The organism is Xanthomonas sp. CFBP 8152 (assembly GCF_014199025.1).
Classification (GTDB): domain Bacteria; phylum Pseudomonadota; class Gammaproteobacteria; order Xanthomonadales; family Xanthomonadaceae; genus Xanthomonas; species Xanthomonas arboricola_B.
On sequence record NZ_JACHNO010000002.1, the window covers coordinates 623,317 to 645,138 of the forward strand.

The following is a 21,822-nucleotide window of genomic DNA, read 5'->3' on the forward strand; positions in this document are numbered from 1 at the left end:
GACGAGGACCGCGCGGCAGACTACGCCGCAGCGACCGAACGCTACCCCAACAGATTGCAGTCTGGCACGCGTGCTGTCACGGGCGTCAAACCACGCTGTCGTGTCAGACAAATGCAATAGATGTGCCAGCAGGCGCAATCGGTTGTAGCGACAGCCTTGCCGGCGCTGGCGATCGCGGCGATGACGCTGACCGGGTTACGACGGCAGGCGCGCGTCATGGGGTCTCGAAATCAGCGCTATAGGCCCCGCGCCGATCTTGGTTCTGACCACGGACGGTGCGTTCCGCATTCTCTGATCGCTTCACGATAACCGGGATTTTCGAGTCGGTGCCGCGCTTTGAGGCAGTCAGAAGCTGAGGTCAAAAAGCCTGGTCAGCCGAGGGCACGGCGCCCTCACCGCTCGCGGGACACGCCGTGAACCCATCCCTGGGGGCTCGGTGGCGGCATCCATGCCGCCACACGGTCCCGCAATCGGCGAGGACACCGCACCAGACAGTTGGCCGGCTGTTTTCTTGAAAGCGTGTCGCTCGGCTTGCGGTGAGCAGACGAGGCGTTCGCAGGTCGCGTGTTGGAGGCCTGTCTGCTGCTCGGCTTGCGCGAGGAACTGATCGGACGCAACGTGATTCGAAAAACGCACGCCACGCCCTGTCTTGTCACTGCGCATACCGACCATCTCGCCTGGTCCTTGCCCGCCCACCGTCGCGGGACCTTACGCAGCATGGATGCCGCGTAAGAGCCTCCATGGACGGATTCACGGCGTGTCCTGCGATGGCGGGCGGGCAAGGGCCCTGCAGCCAACTCGCGAACCGCCGCTCTGGCGCCCTCGCCGCACGCCGATGTGCTGGCATTGGCTTGAGAGCCGGGCCTCTCATCAACCGCTCTGCAAACGACGCGTGCGTGGCACCTTAGCCCGCCAGGACAACCGCGACCTCACGGCATTGAAGCAGCCGAACAGACCTGGCGAGCACCGGGCACGTTGCGCGGGCCGGAGGCGGCATGCACACGTGGCACATGCCGCCTCGGGCAGCAGCGACGCCGCCGATGGACGCGCTGTCGTCGTGTCAGCCGGTCCTACTTGCGCGCCGCCTCGCTGGCATCGCGGGTGGCGCGGAACTCCGAATCGTTGCTCCAGTTCGGCCACTGGCGCGAATCGGCCAGCTGCTGGCCCAGCGCGTACAGCACACCCAGATCGCGCGCTGCACCGGCGAAGGTCCAGTCCGGCTTCCACTCATCGCCCTGCTGGTGATAGCGCTTGGCAGTGTAGTCGTCGGAGGCGGCCTTGCCCGCGGCCACGCCGCCCACTTCCCAATCCTGCCCGGCCGCATACGACAGCGCCGGCACGCCGCGCTTGGCGAAGGAGAAATGATCCGAGCGGAAAAAATATCCCGCCTGCGGCTTGGGATCGGGCGTGTAGCGCAGCTTCCGCTGGCCGGCGACGGTCTTGAGCTGATCGAGCAATTCGAGTTTTGCGGTGCCGTAGATGCCGAAATCGCGCGACGGCACGAACGGATTCATGCCGTCCATGTTGATCACCGCCACGGTGGTGTCCAGCGGGTACAGCGGCTTGGAGGCGTAGAACTCCGAGCCCAGCAGGCCCTTTTCTTCGGCGGTGACGGCCAAAAACACCACCGAGCGCTGCGGCTTGGGGCCGGCGGCAAAGCCGCGCGCCAGTTCCAGCAATGCGGCCGTGCCGCTGGCGTTGTCCAGCGCGCCGTTGAAGATGGTATCGCCGCGTGCGTCGGGCTTGCCGACGCCGATGTGGTCCCAATGCGCGCTGTAGATCAGCGTTTCATCCGGGTGGCTGCTGCCTTGCAGCCGCGCAACCACGTTGTGCGAGGTGATCACATCGGATTTGACTTGGTAGCTGGCGCTCAGCCCCTGCCCCTTGAGTTCAACCGGCTTGAAGCCGCGCGTCTGCGCCTGCTTCTTCAAGGCGTCGAAATCCAGCCCGGCCTGCTTGAACAGGTCGGCGGCCAGATCGCGCTGGATCCAGCCTTCCAGGGTGGGATGCGCGGCACGCGGATTGTCGCGCACCACATCGAACATGGTGTTGGTGTTGGAACTGGCCACGGTGTCCCAGCCGTAGGAGGCGGGCGCGGTTTCGTGCACCACCAGCACGCCGAGCGCGCCCTGGCGGGCGCCTTCCTCGTACTTGTAGGTCCAGCGGCCGTAGTAGGTCATGCCGGCGCCGTCGAAGGCGCCCTTGCCGGTTTCGAAATCCGGGTCGTTGATCAGCACCACCGCGATCTTGCCCTTCAGATCCACGCCCTTGAAGTCGTCCCAGTCGCGCTCCGGCGCCTTGACGCCGTAGCCGACGAACACCAGCGGCGCATTGGCAATGTCGACCTTGGACGAGCCGTCCAGCGCGGCGCGGATGGCGATCTGCTTGCCCTGGGCCAGCGTCTGCGGCTTGCTGCCGTTCTGCAGGGTGATGCTCGGCGTGCCGAGAATATCGGCACGGCGCAGCGGCACCGCCTGGGTCCAGGCACGCTTGCCGTCGGTCAGATCGCCGCCCGGTTGCAGGCCGGCAGCGGCGAACTGCTTGCTCAGGTAGGCAATGGTCTTTTCTTCGCCGGCGGTGGCCGGGCCACGCCCTTCGTAGGCATCGGAGGCCAGCTCCTTGACGTCGCGCGAGATGCGCGCGCCATCAAAGGTCGGCGTCGCCGCCATCAGTGCGGTCGAGACCGCCATCGCCAGCATTCCCGTTACAACGCGCTTGGTAACAACTCGCTTCACTGCAGCACCCAGGTAGTGTCCGAACAGCCCTGGAGTGTAGCCACTGCGGGGGCTGATCGGGTGTGCACGGCAGCGACCGATGCATGCCGTCGCACTGACACCACGTGCCTCGGCAGCGATGCAGCGTCGATCGATATGGCCCTGTGGCAGTGGGCACTGCCACAGGGCATGCCATCCACCTTGCGCCTCATGGCGCTGGATGCCGTCCAACTGCTACATGCTGCTGCGAGCTAAACCGCAGCACCGCCGACGAACGCCAGTGCCGCTCAGAACAGGTCGACGCTGCCGACCTGCTGGGTAGCCTGCTGCATCTGCCCACTGGTCACCAGTTCGGCATACACCTCGGCGCGATTGCGGCCGTGCTGCTTTGCCCAGTACAGCGCCTTGTCGGCCTCGTCGAGCAGTTGGCTGATCAACTGGCCGTCGGTCAGCTCGACGATGCCGGCGCTGAGGGTGACCTTGCCGACCTGCGGGAACACATGCTCGGCCACCGCCAGACGGAAGCGCTCGAACAGACTCACCGCGGTGTCGCGATCCACGCCGCGCAACACGATCACGAACTCTTCGCCGCCGAAGCGGAACAGCAGATCGTCCTGGCGGAAACAGCGCTGCATCAATTGCGCGACCAGCAGCAGCACCTCGTCGCCGTACAGGTGACCGAAGGTGTCGTTGACGCGCTTGAAGTGATCGACGTCCACGATCCCCAGCCACACCCCTTCGCTCGCCGCTGCATCGGTACCACCGGCGAACAGGCGCAAGATCATGTCGTCGAAGGTCTTGCGATTGCGCAGGCCGGTCAACGCATCGCGCTGGGCATCGTCGAGCAGGCTGCGGTAGTTCTGGAAGAAACGCGCAAAGCCCTGCAGCATCACCTGCTCGGCGGCGCCGGGTGCGCGTGTGCCGCCCACACGCAGGCAGGTGCGGATCCCGCGTGCTTCCATCATCGGATACACCAGCAGCGCGCGACCTTCCTGCTGCAGCTGCACCACATCGCCCGGCCCGTGCAGGTCGGCCAGTTGCGCGCGCATCTGCGCGTCGTGGATGTCGGCCACCGTCAGCGACAGCCGGCCATCCTCGCGCAGCCGCGTTTCGGCCATGGTGCGGCCATCCGGAGCGATGCGCAGCAGCGACAGTTCTTCGGACGCGCAGACCTCGCGCATGGTCCGCAACAGGCTGAGGTCGAGCAGATCGGCGTCGCGAATGGCGGTCAGGTCCACCATCCGTTCCAGCAACGGTGCCGTGGTCATTGCCGCACCATCCCGCGGGCGGACACTGGCACGCAGCGCCGGTCACGGCACGCGGGCACACCTCTCGGGCTGTAACGCACTGGCATCACGACGGGGGTTACCGGCAATCTCGATGCCGGTTCATCGGCGCTGCGCCCGCGAACTTGAGTCCGCCTGCCGGCCGGCGCCGCGCACGGCCAGCCGGCGTACACGGATGTGCAGGCGCGCGACCGGCCTGCGCCCTACGGCACCTACGGCACCTACGGCAGTGCAGACTCCAGCGCATCGTCGCCCAGCGCGTGCGCCTGCATCAGGCGCCGGCTACCGGCATTCAGGCCTTTGACCTGCACCTCCAGCGCGTGATGGCGCAGCCGCTGCACCACCTTGTCCAGCGCCGCCGCCGCGGTGATGTCCCAGAAATGCGCGCGACCGACATCGATCACCACCGCGCGGCCGGGCACCTGGCGCGCGTCGAAGGCGTCGATGAACACGTCGGCCGAGGCGAAGAACACCTGACCGCGCACGTGGTAGGTGCGCACGCCATCGTCGCCGTCGCTGTGCGTGATCTGCAGCAGCCCGGCCACCTTGAAGGTGAAGAACACCCCGCTCAACAGCACGCCCACCGCCACGCCGGCGGCCAGGTTGCGGGTGACCAGGGTCACCGCCACGGTGGCCAGCATCACCACGCTGGAGGTGCGCGGATGGATGACCACGGTGCGTAGCGAGCGCCAGTCGAAGGTCTCGGCCGAGACCATCACCATGATCGCCACCAATGCGACCACCGGCACCTGCGAGACCCACGGCTTGAGCAGCACCATCAGGATCAGCAGGAACGCCCCGGCGAACAGGGTCGACAGACGGCCACGTCCGCCGTACTTCACGTTGCCGACGGTCTGCCCGATCATGCCGCAGCCGGCAATGCCACCGAACAGACTGGCAGCGGTGTTGGCCAGACCCAGCCCGGTGCACTCGCGGTTCTTGTTGCTCGGGGTGTCGGTGAGTTCGTCGACCACGCGTGCGGTCATCAGCGACTCGAGCAGCCCCACCATCGCAATGGCCAGCGCCGGCAAGGCGATGATGCGCAGGGTCTCCAGCGTCAGCGGCACCGCGGGCCATTGCAGGACCGGCAGCGCGCTAGGCAGCTTGCCCAGGTCGGCCACCGTCTCCAGCGGCAGATGCAACGCCGAGCCCAGCACCGTCAGCACCAGGATGCACAGCAGCGGCGAAGGAATCGCCGACACGCCCGGCAGCGGCAGACGCGGCAGGCCGTAGATGATGAGCAAACCCAACGCCAACATGCTCCAGGTGGCCAGGCTGGCGTGCTGCAGATGCGGCAGCTGCGCGGCGAAGATCAGCACCGCCAACGCGTTGACGAAGCCGGTGCGCACCGAGCTGCTGACAAAGCGCATCAGCACGCCCAGCCGCAACAGACCGAACAGGATCTGCACCGCACCGGCCAGCAGCCCGGCCGCCAACAGATAGGGCAGCCCGTGTGCGGCCACCAGCGGTGCGGCCACCAGGGCCACCGACCCGGCCGCAGCGGAAATCATCGCCGGACGTCCGCCAAAAAACGCGATGACGATCCCGATCACGAACGACGCGAACAGCCCCACTTGCGGGTCGACGCCGGCCACGAACGCAAAGGCGATCACTTCGGGAATCAGCGCAAACGTGGCGACTGCGCCGGCCATCAGTTCGCGCGCAGGCGAGGCGCGCCATTGCGCCAGTTCGGCACGCAGCAAGGACATTGGAAGACACTCCGGGGACAGAAAGGACAGCTGCGGACAGGCGACAACGGCGATAGTGTGCGCGAAAGCGACCCGGCCCGCAGCCGGCGTGTGACCGGTGCGGCAATGCGCCTTTCTGTGGTCCGGATCACGCCAGACGATGCAGCCGCGGACCAAGATGCCCCCCTCACCGGGTTCGGGTGTCGAGCCGGGTTCGCTAGGGAGACCACCATGTCTATCTTCAGGACTGCAAGTACGCTCGCGCTGGCCACGGCACTGGCGCTCGCCGCCGCACCGGCCTTCAGCTATTCCATCAGCAACAACAAGGTCGTCGACGACAGCGGCAAGGTGGTCCAGCTCAAGGGCGTCAATGTGTTCGGCTTCGAGACCGGCAACCATGTCATGCACGGCCTGTGGGCACGCAACTGGAAGGACATGATCAACCAGATGCAGGGCCTGGGCTTCAACGCCGTGCGTCTGCCATTCTGTCCGGCCACCCTGCGCAGCAGCACGATGCCGACCAGCATCGATTACAGCCTCAATGCCGACCTGCAGGGCCTGAGTTCGCTGCAGATCCTGGACAAGGTGATCAACGAATTCAACGCGCGCGGCATGTATGTGCTGCTGGATCACCACACCCCCGATTGCGCTGCCATTTCCGAGCTCTGGTACACCGGCTCGTACTCCGAAGCGCAGTGGCTGGAGGATCTGCGCTTTGTCGCCAACCGCTACAGGAACGTGCCCAGCGTGATCGGCCTGGATTTGAAGAACGAGCCGCACGGTGCAGCCACCTGGGGCACCGGCAACGCGGCCACCGATTGGAACAAGGCCGCCGAGCGCGGCTCGGCCGCAGTGCTGGCGGTGGCGCCGAAATGGATCATCGCGGTGGAAGGCATCACCGACAATCCGGTCTGCTCAACCAATGGCGGCATCTTCTGGGGCGGCAATCTGCAGCCGCTGGCCTGCACGCCGCTGAACATTCCGGCCAACCGCCTGCTGCTGGCACCGCATGTGTACGGACCGGACGTGTACGCGCAGTCGTACTTCAACGACAGCAACTTCCCCAACAACATGCCTGCGATCTGGGACCGTCACTTCGGTCAGTTCGCCGGCACGCATGCGCTGCTGCTGGGCGAATTCGGCGGCAAGTATGGCGAAGGCGATGCCCGCGACAAGGTCTGGCAGGACGCGCTGGTGAAGTATCTGCGCAGCAAGGGCATCAACGAGGGCTTCTACTGGTCGTGGAACCCCAACAGCGGCGACACCGGCGGCATCCTGCGCGACGACTGGACCAGCGTGCGCGAAGACAAGATGGCGCTGTTGCGGACGCTGTGGGGCACGGTGAGCAGCACCGCGCCAACGCCTACTCCCACGCCGACGCCGACCCCGACGCCCGGCGGCAGCTTCAGCACCAAGGTGAGCGTGGACAGCCAGTGGAACGGCGGCTACTGCAATCGCGTGCAGGTCACCAACACCGGCACCGCCAGTGGCACCTGGGCGATCTCGCTGCCGGTCACCGGCACCGTCAACAATGCCTGGAACGCCACCTGGTCGCAGAGCGGCAGTACGCTCAAGGCCAGCGGCGTGGACTTCAACCGCACCCTGGCCGCCGGTGCGACGGCCGAGTTCGGCTTCTGCGCGGCAGGCTGATGCACTACAGCGGCCACGCAGTACGTGTCCGCCGTTGCATCGATGAATCAATGCTCATGACGTCGTAGGAGCGCACCCGGGCGCGACCAGGCGTTATCGGTAACCCCTCGTCGCGCCCGGGTACGCCCCTACATCGCATTGGCGCGTTGCGGCATCGCCCAAGCGGACGCTGCCGCAATTAGCATTCAATCCGCATGTGAATCAGCCGCTATCCATGACATAGCGCCGTGCGCGCGTTCCGGATGTCGTTGCCATGCCCGTCGTCTCCCTGTTGCGTCGTCACGTCGCCAATCTCCCGCTCACCCGCAAGTTCGTCCTGTTGTGCAGCTTGCTGACGGTAGGGGTGATCCTGCTGGCAGTGGCAGCGGCACGCTTGCAGTATCTGGACCTGATCGAGGCGCGCAAGCTCAGCGTCAAGACCGAGGTGGAGATGGGCCTGACCGTAATGCAGCACTATGCAGACAAGGCCAAGGCCGGCGAACTGACGGTCGAACAGGCCAGGGAAGCTGCACGCGCCACGCTAGCCGACATGCGGACCAACGACGGGGTGGATTACTTCTTCATCGTCGACCCGCAGATGCGCATCCTGATGCATCCCAAGCGCGCCGTCGGCACCGACATGAGCGACTACAAGAGCGACGCCGGGCAGTACGTCTATCGCGACATCAAGACTGCGATCGAGCGCGGCGACGGCTTCAGTTACTACGATGCGCCCAAGCCGGGCAAGAAGGAACAGTTGCCCAAGATCAGCTATGCCAAGACCTTTCCGGCCTGGAACTGGGTACTGGTGATGGGCGTGTACGCCGAAGACATCCAGGTGCAGGCCTGGGGCTTCACCCGCACATTGACGTTGATCGGCGGCGCGTTGGTGGCCATGGTGATCGGCCTGTGCTGGTTGATCGCCTCGGCGATGGCAGCACCGCTGCGGGCAGCATCGCGCACCGCAGAGGCGATTGCCTCAGGCCGCTTCGACAACGATATCCGGGTCGAATCACGCGACGAGACCGGTCAGCTGATGCACAGCATGCAGCAGATGCAGACCCAGTTGCAGCGCTTCAACGGCGAGATGCAGACCATGATCCGGCTGCAGCAGGGCGAGAACATCGCGCACCGCATTCCAGAGGATTTCCCAGGCGATTACGGCACCCTGGCGCACGGCGTGAACACGGTGGTGTTCGAGCATCTGGATGCCATCAACGAAGCGATGGACCTGATGGGCGAGTACGGCCGTGGCGACCTGCGCCGCGACATGCGTCGCCTGCCCGGCCAGCGCGCGGCGCTGCATGAAGCGCTGGACACGGTGAAGGGCAATCTGTCGGCGATCAACAGCGACATCGCACGCCTGGCCGACGCGGCCGCACGCGGCGATTTCTCCGCACGTGGCGAACAATCGCGCTACCAGTTCGCGTTTGCCGAAATGGTGCAGGCGTTGAACCGCCTGATGCAGCAGGCCGATGCAGGCCTGGACGATGTCGGCCGCATCATGGCCGCAATTGCCGATGGCGATCTGTCGCAACGGGTGGAATCGCACTACGAGGGCGCATTCGGCCGCCTGGCCAATGCGGCCAACCGCACGGCGATCCAGCTGACCACCATCGTGCAGGGCATCCAGCATTCGGCCGAGATGATCAACACGGCCGCCGGCGAGATCGCCAGCGGCAATGCCGACCTGTCCACCCGCACCGAGCATCAGGCGGCCAACCTGGAAGAAACCGCCGCCTCGATGGAAGAACTCACCTCCACCGTGCGCCAGAACGCCGACAATGCGCGCCAGGCCAATCAGCTGGTCAAGGGCGCCGGCGACGTGGCCGAAAGCGGCGGCCGCGTGGTGCAGGAAGTGGTCAGCACCATGCAGGCGATCACGCAATCGTCGGCACGTATTTCCGACATCATCGGGGTGATCGACGGCATCGCATTCCAGACCAATATCCTGGCCTTGAACGCGGCGGTGGAAGCCGCGCGCGCCGGCGAGCAGGGCCGCGGATTTGCGGTGGTGGCCACCGAAGTGCGCGCGCTGGCGCAGCGTTCGGCCGGCGCGGCCAAGGAAATCAAACAGCTGATCTCCGATTCGGTGGAAAAGGTGGCCCAGGGCTCGGACCTGGTGCAACAGGCCGGCAGCACGATGACCGAGGTGGTCAGTTCGGTGAAACGGGTAACCGACATCATGGCCGAGATCACCGCCGCCAGCACCGAGCAGAGCGCCGGTATCGAGCAGGTCAGCACCACGGTGATGCAGCTGGACGAAATGACCCAGCAGAACGCAGCGCTGGTGGAAGAAGCCACCGCTGCGGCACGCAGCATGGAAGATCAGGCGGCGGATCTGACGCGCGCAGTGGCAGTGTTCCGGTTGGTGCCGCAACAGGCTGCGCTGCCGCAGCGGCGCTCGGTCGTGCAGGCGGCTTGATCGGGGGATGTAGAGCGCCTCTCCCTCTCCCTGCGGGGCGAGGAGGCACGGCATGCACGCCGGTGGCGCACGTGACGCAAACGCGGGATCGGGGTGCGGAGCGGGAGTTCGGCTAACGCGCGCCCCGAAGGCCGCATCTGCATCAGAACCAGCGCGTCATCGAATCAAAAGAAGCTGGTCAGACCGCAACACATCAGACAGCCGCGCGAGGCAGAAGACTCGCAACCATGCACAACGACCATCCCGACGGGTCCTTGCCCGCCCACCGTCGCGGGACCTGACGCGGCATGGATGCCGCGTCAGCGCCTACAAGGACGTACTTGCGGCGTGTCCTGCGATGATGGGCGGGCAAGGGCCTTGCAGTGAAGTCACAGATCCTCCGCTCTGCAACCGAGCTATCCGTAGTGTCCACATCGATCGAAGCGCAATGCGTAGAGCCACCGAGACTCCGACCCGTGGCGGCGTTGAGGCGTGAGTGGATGCTGACGTCAAACGCTCGGCGAGTCGAGCGCGCGATGCCCTCACCGCTCGCGGGACACGCCGTGAATCCGTCCGTGGAGGCTCCTTGGCGGCATCCATGCCGCCAAGGGTCCCGCAATCGGCAAGGACACCGCGCCAGTGGTTTGGTCGGCTGCTTTCTTGAAAAACTAGCCGGCTTGCGCTGGGAAGATGACCCGACGCGTATTTATCCGAACAGTGCGTACAGCACACCGCTTGTGCCATGCGCACCGACCATCTCAACTGGTCCTTGCCCGCCCACCGTCGCGGGACCTTACGCGGCATGAATGCCGCGTAAGAGCCTACACGGACGTACTTGCGGCGTGTCCTGCGAGGGTGGGCGGGCAAGGGCCCTGCAGCCATGCCTCAGATCATCGCTCTGCAATCGATGCGTCCATACCCGTGCAACATCGTGGGTAGTGTGCATTTATCGATGCGATTGACGCGGCTTTATGGGTAAGCCCTAGCCGCGTTCGCCCTGTGCGTGCTTTCTCCGGCTGGAGAAGGAAGTGTTGCTGCATGCACGGCGTCAGCGCGCGGCGTCGCGTCCGGTGGTGGCGGTGCGGTTGCCGCAGCGGGCGCGTTTGACGGCGTACATCGCTTCGTCTGCCGCATGCATCAGACTGGCAGCGTCGGCGTGTTGGCCGTGTTGCCAGGCGACGCCGATGCTGCACTGGATCGGGAGATGTTGTTCACCGAACACGGCGCCCACTGTGGCAGCGGCGCGGATCCGGTCCGCCACTGCGGCGCATTCGGTCTGCGGATCCTGCAGGTTGTCCAGCAACACCACGAACTCGTCGCCCGCCAGGCGTGCCACCAGATAACGATCGCCGGCCGCCCGCTGCAGGCAGCGGCCGAAGGCGACCAGCACCGCATCGCCGGCGCGGTGGCCGTGTAGGTCGTTGATACGTTTGAAGCCGTCCAGATCCAGAAACATCACCGCGACCGCGCACTGCTGCTGTTGCGCCTGGGTCACCGCGACCTGCAGCGCCTCGGACCAGGCGTGGCGATTCGGCAGGCCGGTCAAGGCATCGCGGGTCGCGCGCTCGTGCATCAGCCGATGCAGAGTCTTGTGCGCGGTGACATCCTGCGCCATCAGGAAGAATCCCTGCGCCTGCGTCGCTGCACCCTGCGTTTCCGGCACCAGGGTGATTTCCGCATCGCGCGGCGTCGCGCCGCCACGCAGCACATGTTCGAAGTTGGCCCGTTGCCCGGCGCTCACCTGCGCCAGCGCAGCACGCGCGTCCGCACCGAGGTCCTCGCCCAGCACCTGGGTGATCGCGCAGCCGACCAGACTGGCCGGCTCCACGCCGAGCCAGTCGCGGTGCGCCTGGTTGGCGAACAGGCAGCGCTGCGCTGCGTCGTAATGCCCCACCAGGGTGGGTGTGGCATCGCTGATCGCACGCAGCCGCGCTTCACTTTCGGCCAGGCGTTCGGCGGCGACATGGCGTTCGGTGACGTCCTGGATCTGCGAGACGAAATGCACCGGCGCGCCACTGCTGTCGCGCACCAGCGACACCGACAATTGCGCCCAGATCACCGCGCCCTGCTGGCTGATGTAGCGTTTGGCCAGGCTGTAATTGTCGCGTTTGCCATCGATCAGCTCCTGCACCAGGCGCAGGTCCATATCCAGGTCGTCCGGATGGGTGATGGTCTGGAAGGTGGTGCGCAACAACTGCTCGCGCGGATATCCCAGAATGCTGCACAGCGATGGGTTGACATCGCGCCAGTCGCCATCCAGCGAGACGATCGCCATGCCCTGCGGGGCGGTTTCGAACGCGCCCCGGAAGTGTTCCGCCGCCAGCTGCGCGGCGGCCTGCGCCTGCAGCTCGGCGGTGACGTCGATGGCCATTGCCAGGTAGCCGGACAGTCCCTGCTGCGCGTCGTGGATGATGTTGAAGCACAGGCGCACGCGCCGCAGTCCACCGTCTTTGCGCACCAGGGTCCAGATTTCTTCTTCGAGCACATCGCCTGCGGCTGCGGCGGCCAGCTTGATATACGACGGCGGCGACAATGCCAGCGTGGCCATGTGCCGCTCCAGCTCGGCCGGCAGATGGAACCGTGCCGGGCAGCTCCCCAACACCTCCTCCGCCGCGTAGCCCAGCAGGCGCTCGGCGCCGGGATTGAACAATTCCACGCGCCCGTTGGGATCGAAGGCGATGATCGCCACATCCTGCGAGGCGTCCACCAACGACTGCAGGCGTGCGCGTTCGCCCGCCAGCGCAGCCGAGGCATCGCGCAGTTCGGTGATGTCGTGCATCACGCACACCGCACCCAGGGCAGCGCCCTGGTCGCTGACCACCGGGTCCGCGTTGCACAGCACGCTGCGTGCTGGCTGGCCGGTGGCGCGGATCACCATCTCGGCATTGCGCACATGCTCGCCGGCCCAGGCGCGCACCAGCGGAATGGCCTCGGTGGGCAGCAGCGCGCTGCCGTCGGCGTTGTAGAGATCGAAGTGCTGCGCCCATTGCATCGGCGGCAACAGGCGCGGATCGGTACCGTGCCATTGCCGTGCGGCGTGGTTGAATTCACGCAGCAACCCATCGCTGTCGCAGGACACCACGCCGTCGGGCATGGCTTCCAGCAAACGGCTCAGGGTCTGTCGCTGCGCTTGCGCGGCCAGCCGGTCGCGGCGCGCCTCCAGTTGACTGACGGCCTGACGCGCCAGACGGATCAGCCCTTGTTTCTGGTTCTCGTCGAGCACGCGCGATCGGGTGCTGAGTGTGCACAAGGTGCCGTAGGCATAGCCTTCGCTGCCGACCAGCGGCACACCCACATACGAGCGAATGCCCGGCGCGGCAGTGACCAGCGGGTTGAGCGCGAAGCGTGGGTCGGCCTCGGCGTCTGGCACTTCCAGCAGCTCGGTCCCCATCACCGCATAGGAGCAGAACGACACGCTGCGCGGGGTGCCTTCCAGATCGGTGCCGCAGCGCGCCTTGAACCACTGGCGGTCGGCGTCCAGCAGCGACACGATCGCCATCGGGGCGCCGGTGATGTGTGCGGCCAGCCACGCGATATCGTCGAATTCGGCCTCCGGCTCGGTATCCAGCACCCCCAACCGACGCACCGCTTCCACGCGCAAGGCGTCGTCGGCGGGAATGGGCACGGGCGGCAACAGGACGGTCATGGCGTGATCGGTGGGCAACGTCTGGGCAAGGTAGGTCGCCCCAGGTAACGGCGAGGCGATGATCAACTTGAGCGCTTGCGGCCGGGCCTGCTTGCTGACTGGCTGGCTGGCGATTGTGCCCGGCCGGCGCCGCAGTCAGCACCCCGTCGCACCGCCCTGCCGGCAGCCGCGCATGGCGCCCCCCTGCCGGACAGCATTTGCGAGGCCGCCAGGTAGCCACTACCCTCGGCCGATTGTCCTGCTCTGGAGTGTCACATGCTGCGTCCGCTGTCCCTGTTGATCGCCGGTATGCTCGGCGTCGCCGCCGGTGCCGTTGTTCCCGCCGTCGCAGCCGCCCCGGCCAGCCTGTCCAAGCCCGCGGCCAGCAGTGCCATTCCCGAGATCGGCTACACCCGCTTCACCCTGCCCAATGGCCTGACCGTGGTCGTGCACGAGGATCACAAGGCGCCGGTGGTGGCGGTGAGCATCTGGTACCACATCGGTTCCGGCGACGAGCCGGCCGGCAAGACCGGCTTTGCGCATCTGTTCGAGCATCTGATGTTCTCCGGCTCGGAGAACAACCAGGGCAGCTTCTTCGCGCCGCTGGAAAAGGTCGGCACCACCGACATGAACGGCACCACCTGGTTCGACCGCACCAACTATTTCGAGACCGTGCCGACCACCGCGCTGGACACCGCGCTGTGGCTGGAATCGGACCGCATGGGCCACCTGCTCGGCGCGATCGGCCAGGAAGAACTCGATACCCAGCGCGGCGTGGTGCAGAACGAGAAGCGCCAGGGCGAAAACCGTCCCTATGGCCGCGTGGACCAGAACATCCTGTCCAACCTGTTCCCGGCCAACCACCCGTACCAGCACGACACCATCGGCTCGATGGAAGATCTGGACGCGGCCTCGCTGGCCGACGTCAAACAGTGGTTCAACGACAACTACGGCGCCGCCAACACCACCCTGGTGCTGGCCGGCGACATCACCGTGGCGCAGGCGCGCGCCAAGGCGCTGCAGTATTTCGGCGACATCCCGTCCGGCAAGCCGGTGGCGCGCCAGCAGCCGTGGGTGACCCCGTTGGCCGCGCAGAAGCGTGGCGTGCAGCACGACCACGTCTCGCAGCCGCGCATCTACCGCACCTGGGCCGCGCCGCAGCTGGGCAGCGATGCGGCGATCCAGCTGGATCTGGCCACCACCGTGCTCGGCGGCGGCAAGACCTCGCGGCTGTATCAGCGCCTGGTCTACCAGGACAATCTGGTCGATGACGTGTCGGCGGCGATCCAGCCGTTCGCGCTGTCCAGCCAGGTGCAGATCCAGGCCGACGTGAAGGACGGCGTGGACCCGGCCAAGGTCGAGGCGATCATCGACGAGGAGCTCAAGAAGTTCATCGCCCAGGGCCCGACCGCCGACGAACTGCAACGCGCGCAGGTGGCTTACCGCGCCGGCTTCGTGCGCGGGCTGGAAAAGGTCGGCGGCTTCGGCGGCAAGGCGGTGATCCTGGCCGAGGGTCAGGTCTACCGTGGCGACCCGGGCGCCTACAAGCAGGATCTGCAGCGCGGCCAGGCCGCCACCGTGGACAGCGTCAAGCAGACCGCCGCCACCTGGTTCGGCAAGGGCGACTATCTGCTCACGGTGCTGCCGGCCGGCAAGGATTTCGACCCCGCCGCCGAAGACAAGGCAGTGGTCGCGCGTGGCGACGAACCCGGCAAGCCGGCACCCAGGCTGCCGGCCGCCGGCAAGTACACCGTCACCGCCTCCACGCTGGACCGCAGCAAGGGCGTGCCGCAGACCAGCCAGTTCCCCGACCTGAGCTTTCCGCAGCTGCAGCGCGGCAAGTTGAAGAACGGCATCGAGGTCATCCTGGCCGAGCGCCACACCATCCCGGTCACCCAGGTGGAGCTGCTGTTCGATGCCGGTTATGCGGCCGACCAGGGCAACAAGCTCGGTACCGCCAGCTTCAGCGCCGCGCTGATGAACGAGAGCACCGCCGCGCTGGATTCGGTGGAAGTGGCGCAGCGTCGCCAGCGCCTGGGCGCCATCACTGCGGTCGGCTGCGATCTGGACAGCTGCAGCGCCTCGCTGGATGCGCTCAACGACCAGCTGCAGCCGTCGCTGCAGCTGTTCTCCGACATCGTGCGCAACCCGGCCTTCAAGGCGGCCGACATCGAGCGCATCCGCGGCCAGTGGCTGGCCGGCATCGCGCAGGAAAAGACCCAGCCCAACAGCCTGGCACTGCGCGCGTTGCCGCCGTTGCTGTTCGGCCAGAGCCACCCCTACGGCATCCCGCTCACCGGCAGCGGCACCGAGGCGGCGATCAAGAGCCTCAACGCCCAGGACCTGCAGGCCTTCCACCGCCAGTGGCTGCGTCCGGACAACCTGCGCATCCTGGTCGCCGGCGACACCACGCTGGCGCAGATCATCCCGCAGCTCGATGCTGCCTTCGGCGACTGGAAAGCACCTGCCACGCCGTTGCCGAAGAAGAACCTGGTCCAGGTCGCCGCGCAGCCCAAGCCGCGCGTGTACCTGATCAACCGCCCGGATGCGCCGCAGTCGGTGATTCTGGCCGGCCTGCTCGCACCGTCCACCAAGGCGCCGGACAACCTGGCGATCGGCGTGGCCAACGGCGCCTTCGGCGGCACCTTCACCTCGCGCCTGAACATGAACCTGCGCGAGAACAAGCGCTGGGCCTACGGTGCCGGCACCCGCATGCTGGATGCGCAGGGCCAGCGGCCGTACATGTTCTCCGCGCCGGTACAGACCGACAAGACCGCCGAGTCGGCCAACGAGATCCTCAAGGAAGCCACCGCGCTCATCGGCGACAAGCCGCTGACCACCGACGAGATCGAGAAGATCAAGAACCAGCGCATCCGCGCCCTGCCCGGCAGCTTCGAAACCACTGGCGCGGTGCTGGGTGCGATCGAAGGCATCGTGCAGTTCGACCGCCCCGACGATTACGTGCAGACGCTCAAGCCGCGCCTGGAAGCGATCGACCAGCCAGCCGCGCAGAAGGCCATCAAGCAAATCATCGCGCCCAACGCGATGACCTGGGTGATCGTGGGCGACCTGAAGAAGATCGAAGCCCCGGTGCGTGCGCTCAAGCTGGGCGAGGTGCAGGTACTGGACGTGGACGGCAAGCCGGTCAAGCGCTGAGGCTGGTCAGCCGCACACCGACGGCGCGGCCCTCGAGCCGCGCCGTTGCCAGATGCGCGGCACGCAATCGCGCGTGTGCGTATGAGTACTTGGTTCCTGCGCGCACTGCGCAGGCATGGCACGCGGGTCGGCAAGCGCGCGCCAGCGCTTCAGCCCGCCGGTTGCAGGCTTGCTCGCCTGCGCAGTGTGATGCGGATTGGATCTGGAGCCGTCGTTCAGGCCATGCCGCGGCGCGTGGCCGATATCCACGCTGCGTTATCGGCAGTGTCGATATCGTGGCATCCCCCTCGCTCGCGCTTGTCCGACTTACTCGATGAAGCAAATGCCCCCGGCTGACGAAGCCTCCCGCCAACAGGTCCTGGACGGCTACCGCATTGTCGACAGCCTGCCCGAGGACACCTACCAGGACGTCGTGCAGGTGGCGGCCTGTCTGTGCAACACGCCGATCGCCTTGATGTCGCTGGTCGATCGCGACCGCCAATGGTTCAAGGCCCAGCTCGGCCTGGGCATGCAGCAGACCGACCGCAGCCAGGCAGTGTGCGATCACGCCATCCGCAGCCCCGAACAATTGATGGAAGTGCGCGACCTCACCCAGGACAGCCGCTTTGCCGATGTCTCGGTCGTCACCGGCGAGACCGGCGCGCGCTTCTATGCCGGCATGCCGCTGGTCACCTCCGATGGCGTGGCATTGGGCACCGTCTGCGTACTCGACACCGAGCCGCGCACGCTCACCGACATTCAACGCACCGGGCTGCAGGCATTGGCGCGCGTCACCATGCGCCTGCTGGACGAGCGCAAACGCCAGTTGCAGCTCGAGCGCGAGGCAATCCTGCAGCCGGTGGCACCGGCGGCCGTCCCGGTGGCCGCCGACATCGGTTATTGCCTGGTGATCCTGGAAGTGCAGGAGCTGGCCGCGCTGGCCGAAAAACAGAGCGAGCGGCTCCTGGGCCGCGCCTTGCAACAGCTCGACCAGGCCCTGGCCGCGCAGGCGCAAGCCAACGGCGACAGCGTGGACCGCGTGACCGACAGCGCCGAATTCATCGCCGTGCTGCGCGGCCCCGATGCCGAACAGAAGCTGCAGCACCTGCGCGACATCGCCCAGCAGCAGCATGCGCACGGGCTGACGGTGCTGATCGGCCAGGCGCAGGCGACCCGTGGCGACGAGCCGATCGGGCAGGTGTTCCTGCGCGCGGAAGTCGCGCTGAGTGTCGAGAAAGACCGCTATCGGCAGAGTCTGGCGCAGGACGGACTCAGCGCCTGATGTAGCGCGGGGCGACCGTCCGGCTGCCGGCTGATCCGCCGTTTCATGGACGTGCCCTCACAACTCCTGCTGCGCGCCTCCAACCGCGCTTGCGTCGCGGGTGCTCCAAGGTACACGCGCCCTCGCCGCGAGAGCCGTGCCTTCTCGCCCCGGCGGGAGGGGTTCTATTCGCGATACTTGACGAAGACTGCCTTACGTCTTCAATTCCTGTCGGGACGCTTCCCTTCTCCCACCGGGAGAAGGTGGCGCGCAGCGCCGGATGAGGGTGCGGTTGCCACGCGCTCGTGCGGCGCGCTTGGCGTGCAAGCTTCCATCGCTCCTGGCTGTCTCCGACCACAACACCTCCCTCGCTCGTCCACTTCCACGTCGCGCGGCGACCAGGTGATTGAGCGGTGTGGGCGAGTCGGGTGCAGAGCTGCGGATCTGCGGTTTGGCTGCAGGGCCCTTGCCCGCCCACCCTCGCAGGACACGCCGCAAGTACGTCCGTGTAGGCTCTTAAGCGGCATCCATGCCGCGTAAGGTCCCGCGACGGTGGGCGGGCAAGGACCAGCCAAGATGGCAGGCGTGCAGGGTTTTAAACGAGGCAACCAATCAACTCTCTGGCGCGGTGCCCTCGACGATTGCGGGACCCTTGTCGTGGATGCCGTCAGGGAGACGCCATGGACGGATTCACGGCGTGTGCCGCAAGCGGTGAGGGTACCGCGCACTCGCCGTCACGCGTCAACGGTGCGAGTGTGGCCGATACGTTGCCGCCATCGATAAAGCGTCAGAGAGGTTTTGCTCGCCACTGCTGGCCAGCTGCCCCCAAACGCATTCACCGCCCCACTCACCCGATCGCACACTGTTTCAACTGGCGGTCGGCGTACCACAGAGCGCGGCGGGCCAGATCGTAGGCGCTGTCGGCCTGGCGCGGCAGCATCTGTGCGGCCATCACCGGGTCGGCGCCGTTGTTCAAGGCGTGCTCGGCACGTTCCAGATCGCCCAGGTGCGTGCGTACCGGCGACAACAGGGATTTGCGTTTGGACGCATCGCACCGCGCGCTGCGTTGCTCCAGCGCTGCCAGCGCCTCGCGGATACGACGGCTGGCTTCGCCCTTGAGATCGGGCGGCGTCTCGTGCGCGATCGGCGCAGCCTTGTAGGCGTCGCCGGTCGCCTCGCTGCCCATCTCGGCCTGATTGCCCGCCAGCGCGGGGTTGAAGCGCACATCCGGCGGTGGTCGCGCCTTGGCCACCTGCGTCTGCGGCCCGTTGAGCATGTCGTTGAACTTCTTCATGCCGCGATTCATTTCCTGCATCGCCACATCGCCCAGCGTGCCATCGCTCTTCCAGTCCTTGGCAAAGCGCGTGTCCTGGTACTGCACCGGGTTGACCCGCTCCATCACATTGCGCGCCTTGGCCTGCGCGCGTTCGTCGGCCATGCCTGGCGGCACTGCAGCGCCTGCCTGCGCCATCGGGTCGACCTGCGCATCGCGCGGCATGCGCACGCGGCCTTCGCGGGTGTAGAGCTGGGCCGCCATCGATTCGCCAGCCGGCGCGTTGGCGGCCGCCACCTGCCGCTGCGGCGGTGGGGTGCGTGTCGGCGGTGGCGCACTGCGCGCGGCAGAGGCCGCGGCCGGCGCAGCGCGCTGTGTGGAATCGCGTTGCTGCGGCGGTGTTACCGGCGCCGGCAGGGTCAACTGCGGGCGCGGCACGAAATACACCTGCAAGCTGTCGTCGTGTCGCACGGTGTTGCGCGGCGGTGGCATATACAGCAACAGGCAGGCAAGAAAGAACAGGATGGCGCCCGTGCATGCGACAGCGGCGACATGCGGGACAAGCGTTTCCTTCCTGCGGGTAATCACAATGCGGGAGACCGATAGATGAGAGATGCGCACGCCGCACCGTGAACCCGATGCAGGACGCGCAAATCTAGCGGGCGTGGCGTCTGCGCGCGTTTGAAATTCGTTGTCTGGGCCGCAGGCGCCAGCCGCCATTCACATTAGCGAACACGGCGACCGACGTCCGGCGCTTGCCGACAGACGCTGCGGTTGCCCCGTCGGCATGGCTCCTGTGTGCCGTGGCGGCGGGCGTCCGGCCAACATCCGGTCGATGACGGCCTGCGCAGGTGCGGGCCGCACGTAGCTCAGCCATCCTCCGGGCGGTACAGCCGCTGGCAGACCTCGCAGAAGAACGCCCGCCGCCCAGCCTTGCCCAGATGCTTTCGATACTGCAGCGGCGCGCCATCGCGCGGGCAGCTGGTCTTGGTATGCACCTGATAATGCTTCTTCAGCACGAAGGCTTTTTTCCAGGTGTAGAAGTCGAAACTGTAATCGCGCGCCTGGGTGACCAGCTCGCCGAGCTTGCGCGCCGGCAATGCGCCTATTGTGCTTTCCGGATGCACACGGATGCGATGCAGCACTTCGTTCTTGATGATGTTGCCGACGCCGGCAAAGATGGTCTGGTCCAGCAACGCATCGGCGGCAAGCATGCCGGGTGCGGCGCGTAACTTGCGCCGTGCCTGCGCGCCATCCCAGTGCGGGTTCATGACATCCGCCGTCCAGTCGTAGACCTCGTCCAGCGGGCGCTCGATGAACTGCACCGAGCAGGCATAGAAATTCAACCGCTGGCCCTTGGAAAACTCCAGACACAAACGCGGCACCGCATTGGGCTTGTCTTCGTCGATGCGATAACTGCCGAACAACAGAAAATGGATGCGCACGCTGAACTGCGCGCACTCGATCAGGAAGTGCTTGCCCCAGCTGCGTAACGCCAGCACCTTTTGCTGCTCCAGCCGCGCGATGTCCTGCTTGCTGTTGCCGGACACGCGCAGGATCTTGCGGCCGACAAACGCCTCGGTCTGTTCGCGCAGGATGACAAGGGAAGGACCTTCTGGCATGCGCCCAGTATCGAAGTCGTCGGTGAGTCGGCCGTGAGCGCAGTGCACACACGACGCTGACACGCGCGCATGCATAGAGTGCTGCCCACCCGTCTTGCGCACACCTCATGCAGGCTCGTTCATCCATCGCCCTGCCGCGTGTGCGCTGTGGCTGCGCAGGCTGGTCGATTCCGGCCGCCGACCGCGCCGCATTCGGCGATGGTGCCAGCGTCTTGCAGCGCTATGCCACCCGTTTTGATGCAGTGGAAATCAACTCCTCGTTTCATCGCCCGCACCGTGCCAGTACCTACGCACGCTGGGCCGACAGCGTGCCGGAGGATTTCCGCTTTGCGGTCAAGCTGCCGCGCAGCATCAGCCACGATGCACGCCTGCAGGGTACCGGTGCGTTGCTGGATGCCTTCCTGGCCCAGGCCGGCGCACTGGGCATGCGGCTGGGCTGCCTGCTGCTGCAACTGCCGCCCAGCGCCGTGTTCGATGCGCCGGTGGCGGCCAGGTTTTTCGCCATGCTGCGGCGGCGCTGGGACGGCGGCGTGGTCTGCGAGCCGCGCCATGCCAGCTGGTTTCTCCCGAAGGCACAGGCGCTGCTGGCGCGCCACCGCATCGCACGCTGCGCCGCCGACCCGGCGCCGGTGCCGGACGCCGCCACACCGGGTGTGGCAGCCGGCCCGCAGTACTGGCGCTGGCATGGCGCACCGCGCATTTACTACAGCAGCTACGACGACAGTGCGCTGCAGACACTGGCCGACGCGGTCCGCGGCGCAGCGCACGACGTGGCGCAGCTGCAGGCGGAACGCTGGGTGATCTTCGACAACACCGCCGCCGGGCTGGCAGTGCCCAACGCGCTGCAGCTGCAGCGTTTGCTGCAGGCCGATCGCCCGCGCCAAGGCTGACGCGCGAAGACGGCACGCCACCTGGCTTTATTCGGCGTGCCGCCGGGCGCGTCCACGCCGCGCTGCAATCGGTCAGGCGGGCAGGGCCGCCCTGCCCTGGCCCTGCCCCATGTTCGCCAGCTGCCATGCACTGGCAGTGCCGCCCGCCCGTCGCTCGCCACGCTGCGCCCGCCGCGCGCTGTGGCGCGCATCTTGCAGCGACGTCGGCAATCCGACGCGGTCCGCACGCGGCTCAAGCTGCCTCGATCCGGGCCGATAGGCCTGAATCGGCAACGCAACCCGCGCAACCACCTGC

The 21,822-nt window shown here is 66.6% G+C and carries 11 protein-coding genes; 5 read left to right on the top strand and 6 right to left on the bottom strand.

Annotation, left to right across the window (positions count from 1 at the left end; translation table 11 throughout):
- Positions 1-1,070: 1,070 nt before the first annotated feature.
- From FHT09_RS10335 to FHT09_RS10345, 3 genes are all read right to left on the bottom strand, one after another.
- Entirely contained in the window at positions 1,071-2,699 is a 1,629-nt protein-coding gene (locus FHT09_RS10335) for a M28 family metallopeptidase (RefSeq protein WP_104606542.1), read from the bottom strand.
- Positions 2,700-3,001: 302 nt separating this feature from the next.
- Positions 3,002-3,982, bottom strand: a complete 981-nt coding sequence (locus tag FHT09_RS10340) for a GGDEF domain-containing protein (RefSeq protein WP_181141356.1) — start codon at positions 3,980-3,982, stop codon at positions 3,002-3,004.
- Positions 3,983-4,221: 239 nt separating this feature from the next.
- On the bottom strand, positions 4,222-5,709 hold the full coding sequence (locus FHT09_RS10345; protein WP_104606543.1) for a SulP family inorganic anion transporter: 1,488 nt from the start codon (positions 5,707-5,709) through the stop codon (positions 4,222-4,224).
- A 210-nt stretch (positions 5,710-5,919) separates the two neighbouring features.
- Between FHT09_RS10345 and FHT09_RS10350 the strand changes: the two genes are divergently transcribed.
- Positions 5,920-7,338: a glycoside hydrolase family 5 protein gene (locus FHT09_RS10350; RefSeq protein ID WP_104606544.1), complete on the top strand. Its 1,419-nt coding sequence runs from the start codon at positions 5,920-5,922 to the stop codon at positions 7,336-7,338.
- A 271-nt stretch (positions 7,339-7,609) separates the two neighbouring features.
- Complete coding sequence (locus tag FHT09_RS10355; protein ID WP_184416967.1) at positions 7,610-9,742, top strand: methyl-accepting chemotaxis protein; 2,133 nt, start codon at positions 7,610-7,612, stop codon at positions 9,740-9,742.
- Between the two features lie 1,027 nt (positions 9,743-10,769).
- Here FHT09_RS10355 and FHT09_RS10360 read toward each other — a convergent pair.
- Complete coding sequence (locus FHT09_RS10360) at positions 10,770-13,481, bottom strand: PAS domain S-box protein (RefSeq protein ID WP_258077239.1); 2,712 nt, start codon at positions 13,479-13,481, stop codon at positions 10,770-10,772.
- A gap of 141 nt (positions 13,482-13,622) precedes the next feature.
- Here FHT09_RS10360 and FHT09_RS10365 point away from each other — a divergent pair, with 141 nt between their 5' ends.
- Positions 13,623-16,502, top strand: coding sequence for a pitrilysin family protein (locus tag FHT09_RS10365; RefSeq protein ID WP_104606546.1), 2,880 nt, complete (start codon positions 13,623-13,625; stop codon positions 16,500-16,502).
- Between the two features lie 313 nt (positions 16,503-16,815).
- Positions 16,816-17,763, top strand: coding sequence for a GAF domain-containing protein (locus FHT09_RS10370; protein ID WP_104606548.1), 948 nt, complete (start codon positions 16,816-16,818; stop codon positions 17,761-17,763).
- Positions 17,764-18,589: 826 nt separating this feature from the next.
- Here FHT09_RS10370 and FHT09_RS10375 read toward each other — a convergent pair.
- The gene (locus FHT09_RS10375) at positions 18,590-19,603 is read right to left on the bottom strand and encodes a hypothetical protein (protein ID WP_181141357.1); all 1,014 of its coding nucleotides are present in this window, start codon (positions 19,601-19,603) and stop codon (positions 18,590-18,592) included.
- A 281-nt stretch (positions 19,604-19,884) separates the two neighbouring features.
- Entirely contained in the window at positions 19,885-20,637 is a 753-nt protein-coding gene (locus tag FHT09_RS10380; RefSeq protein ID WP_104606549.1) for a DNA-formamidopyrimidine glycosylase family protein, read from the bottom strand.
- Between the two features lie 107 nt (positions 20,638-20,744).
- Here FHT09_RS10380 and FHT09_RS10385 point away from each other — a divergent pair, with 107 nt between their 5' ends.
- Positions 20,745-21,527, top strand: coding sequence for a DUF72 domain-containing protein (locus FHT09_RS10385; protein WP_104606550.1), 783 nt, complete (start codon positions 20,745-20,747; stop codon positions 21,525-21,527).
- Positions 21,528-21,822 lie beyond the last annotated feature (295 nt).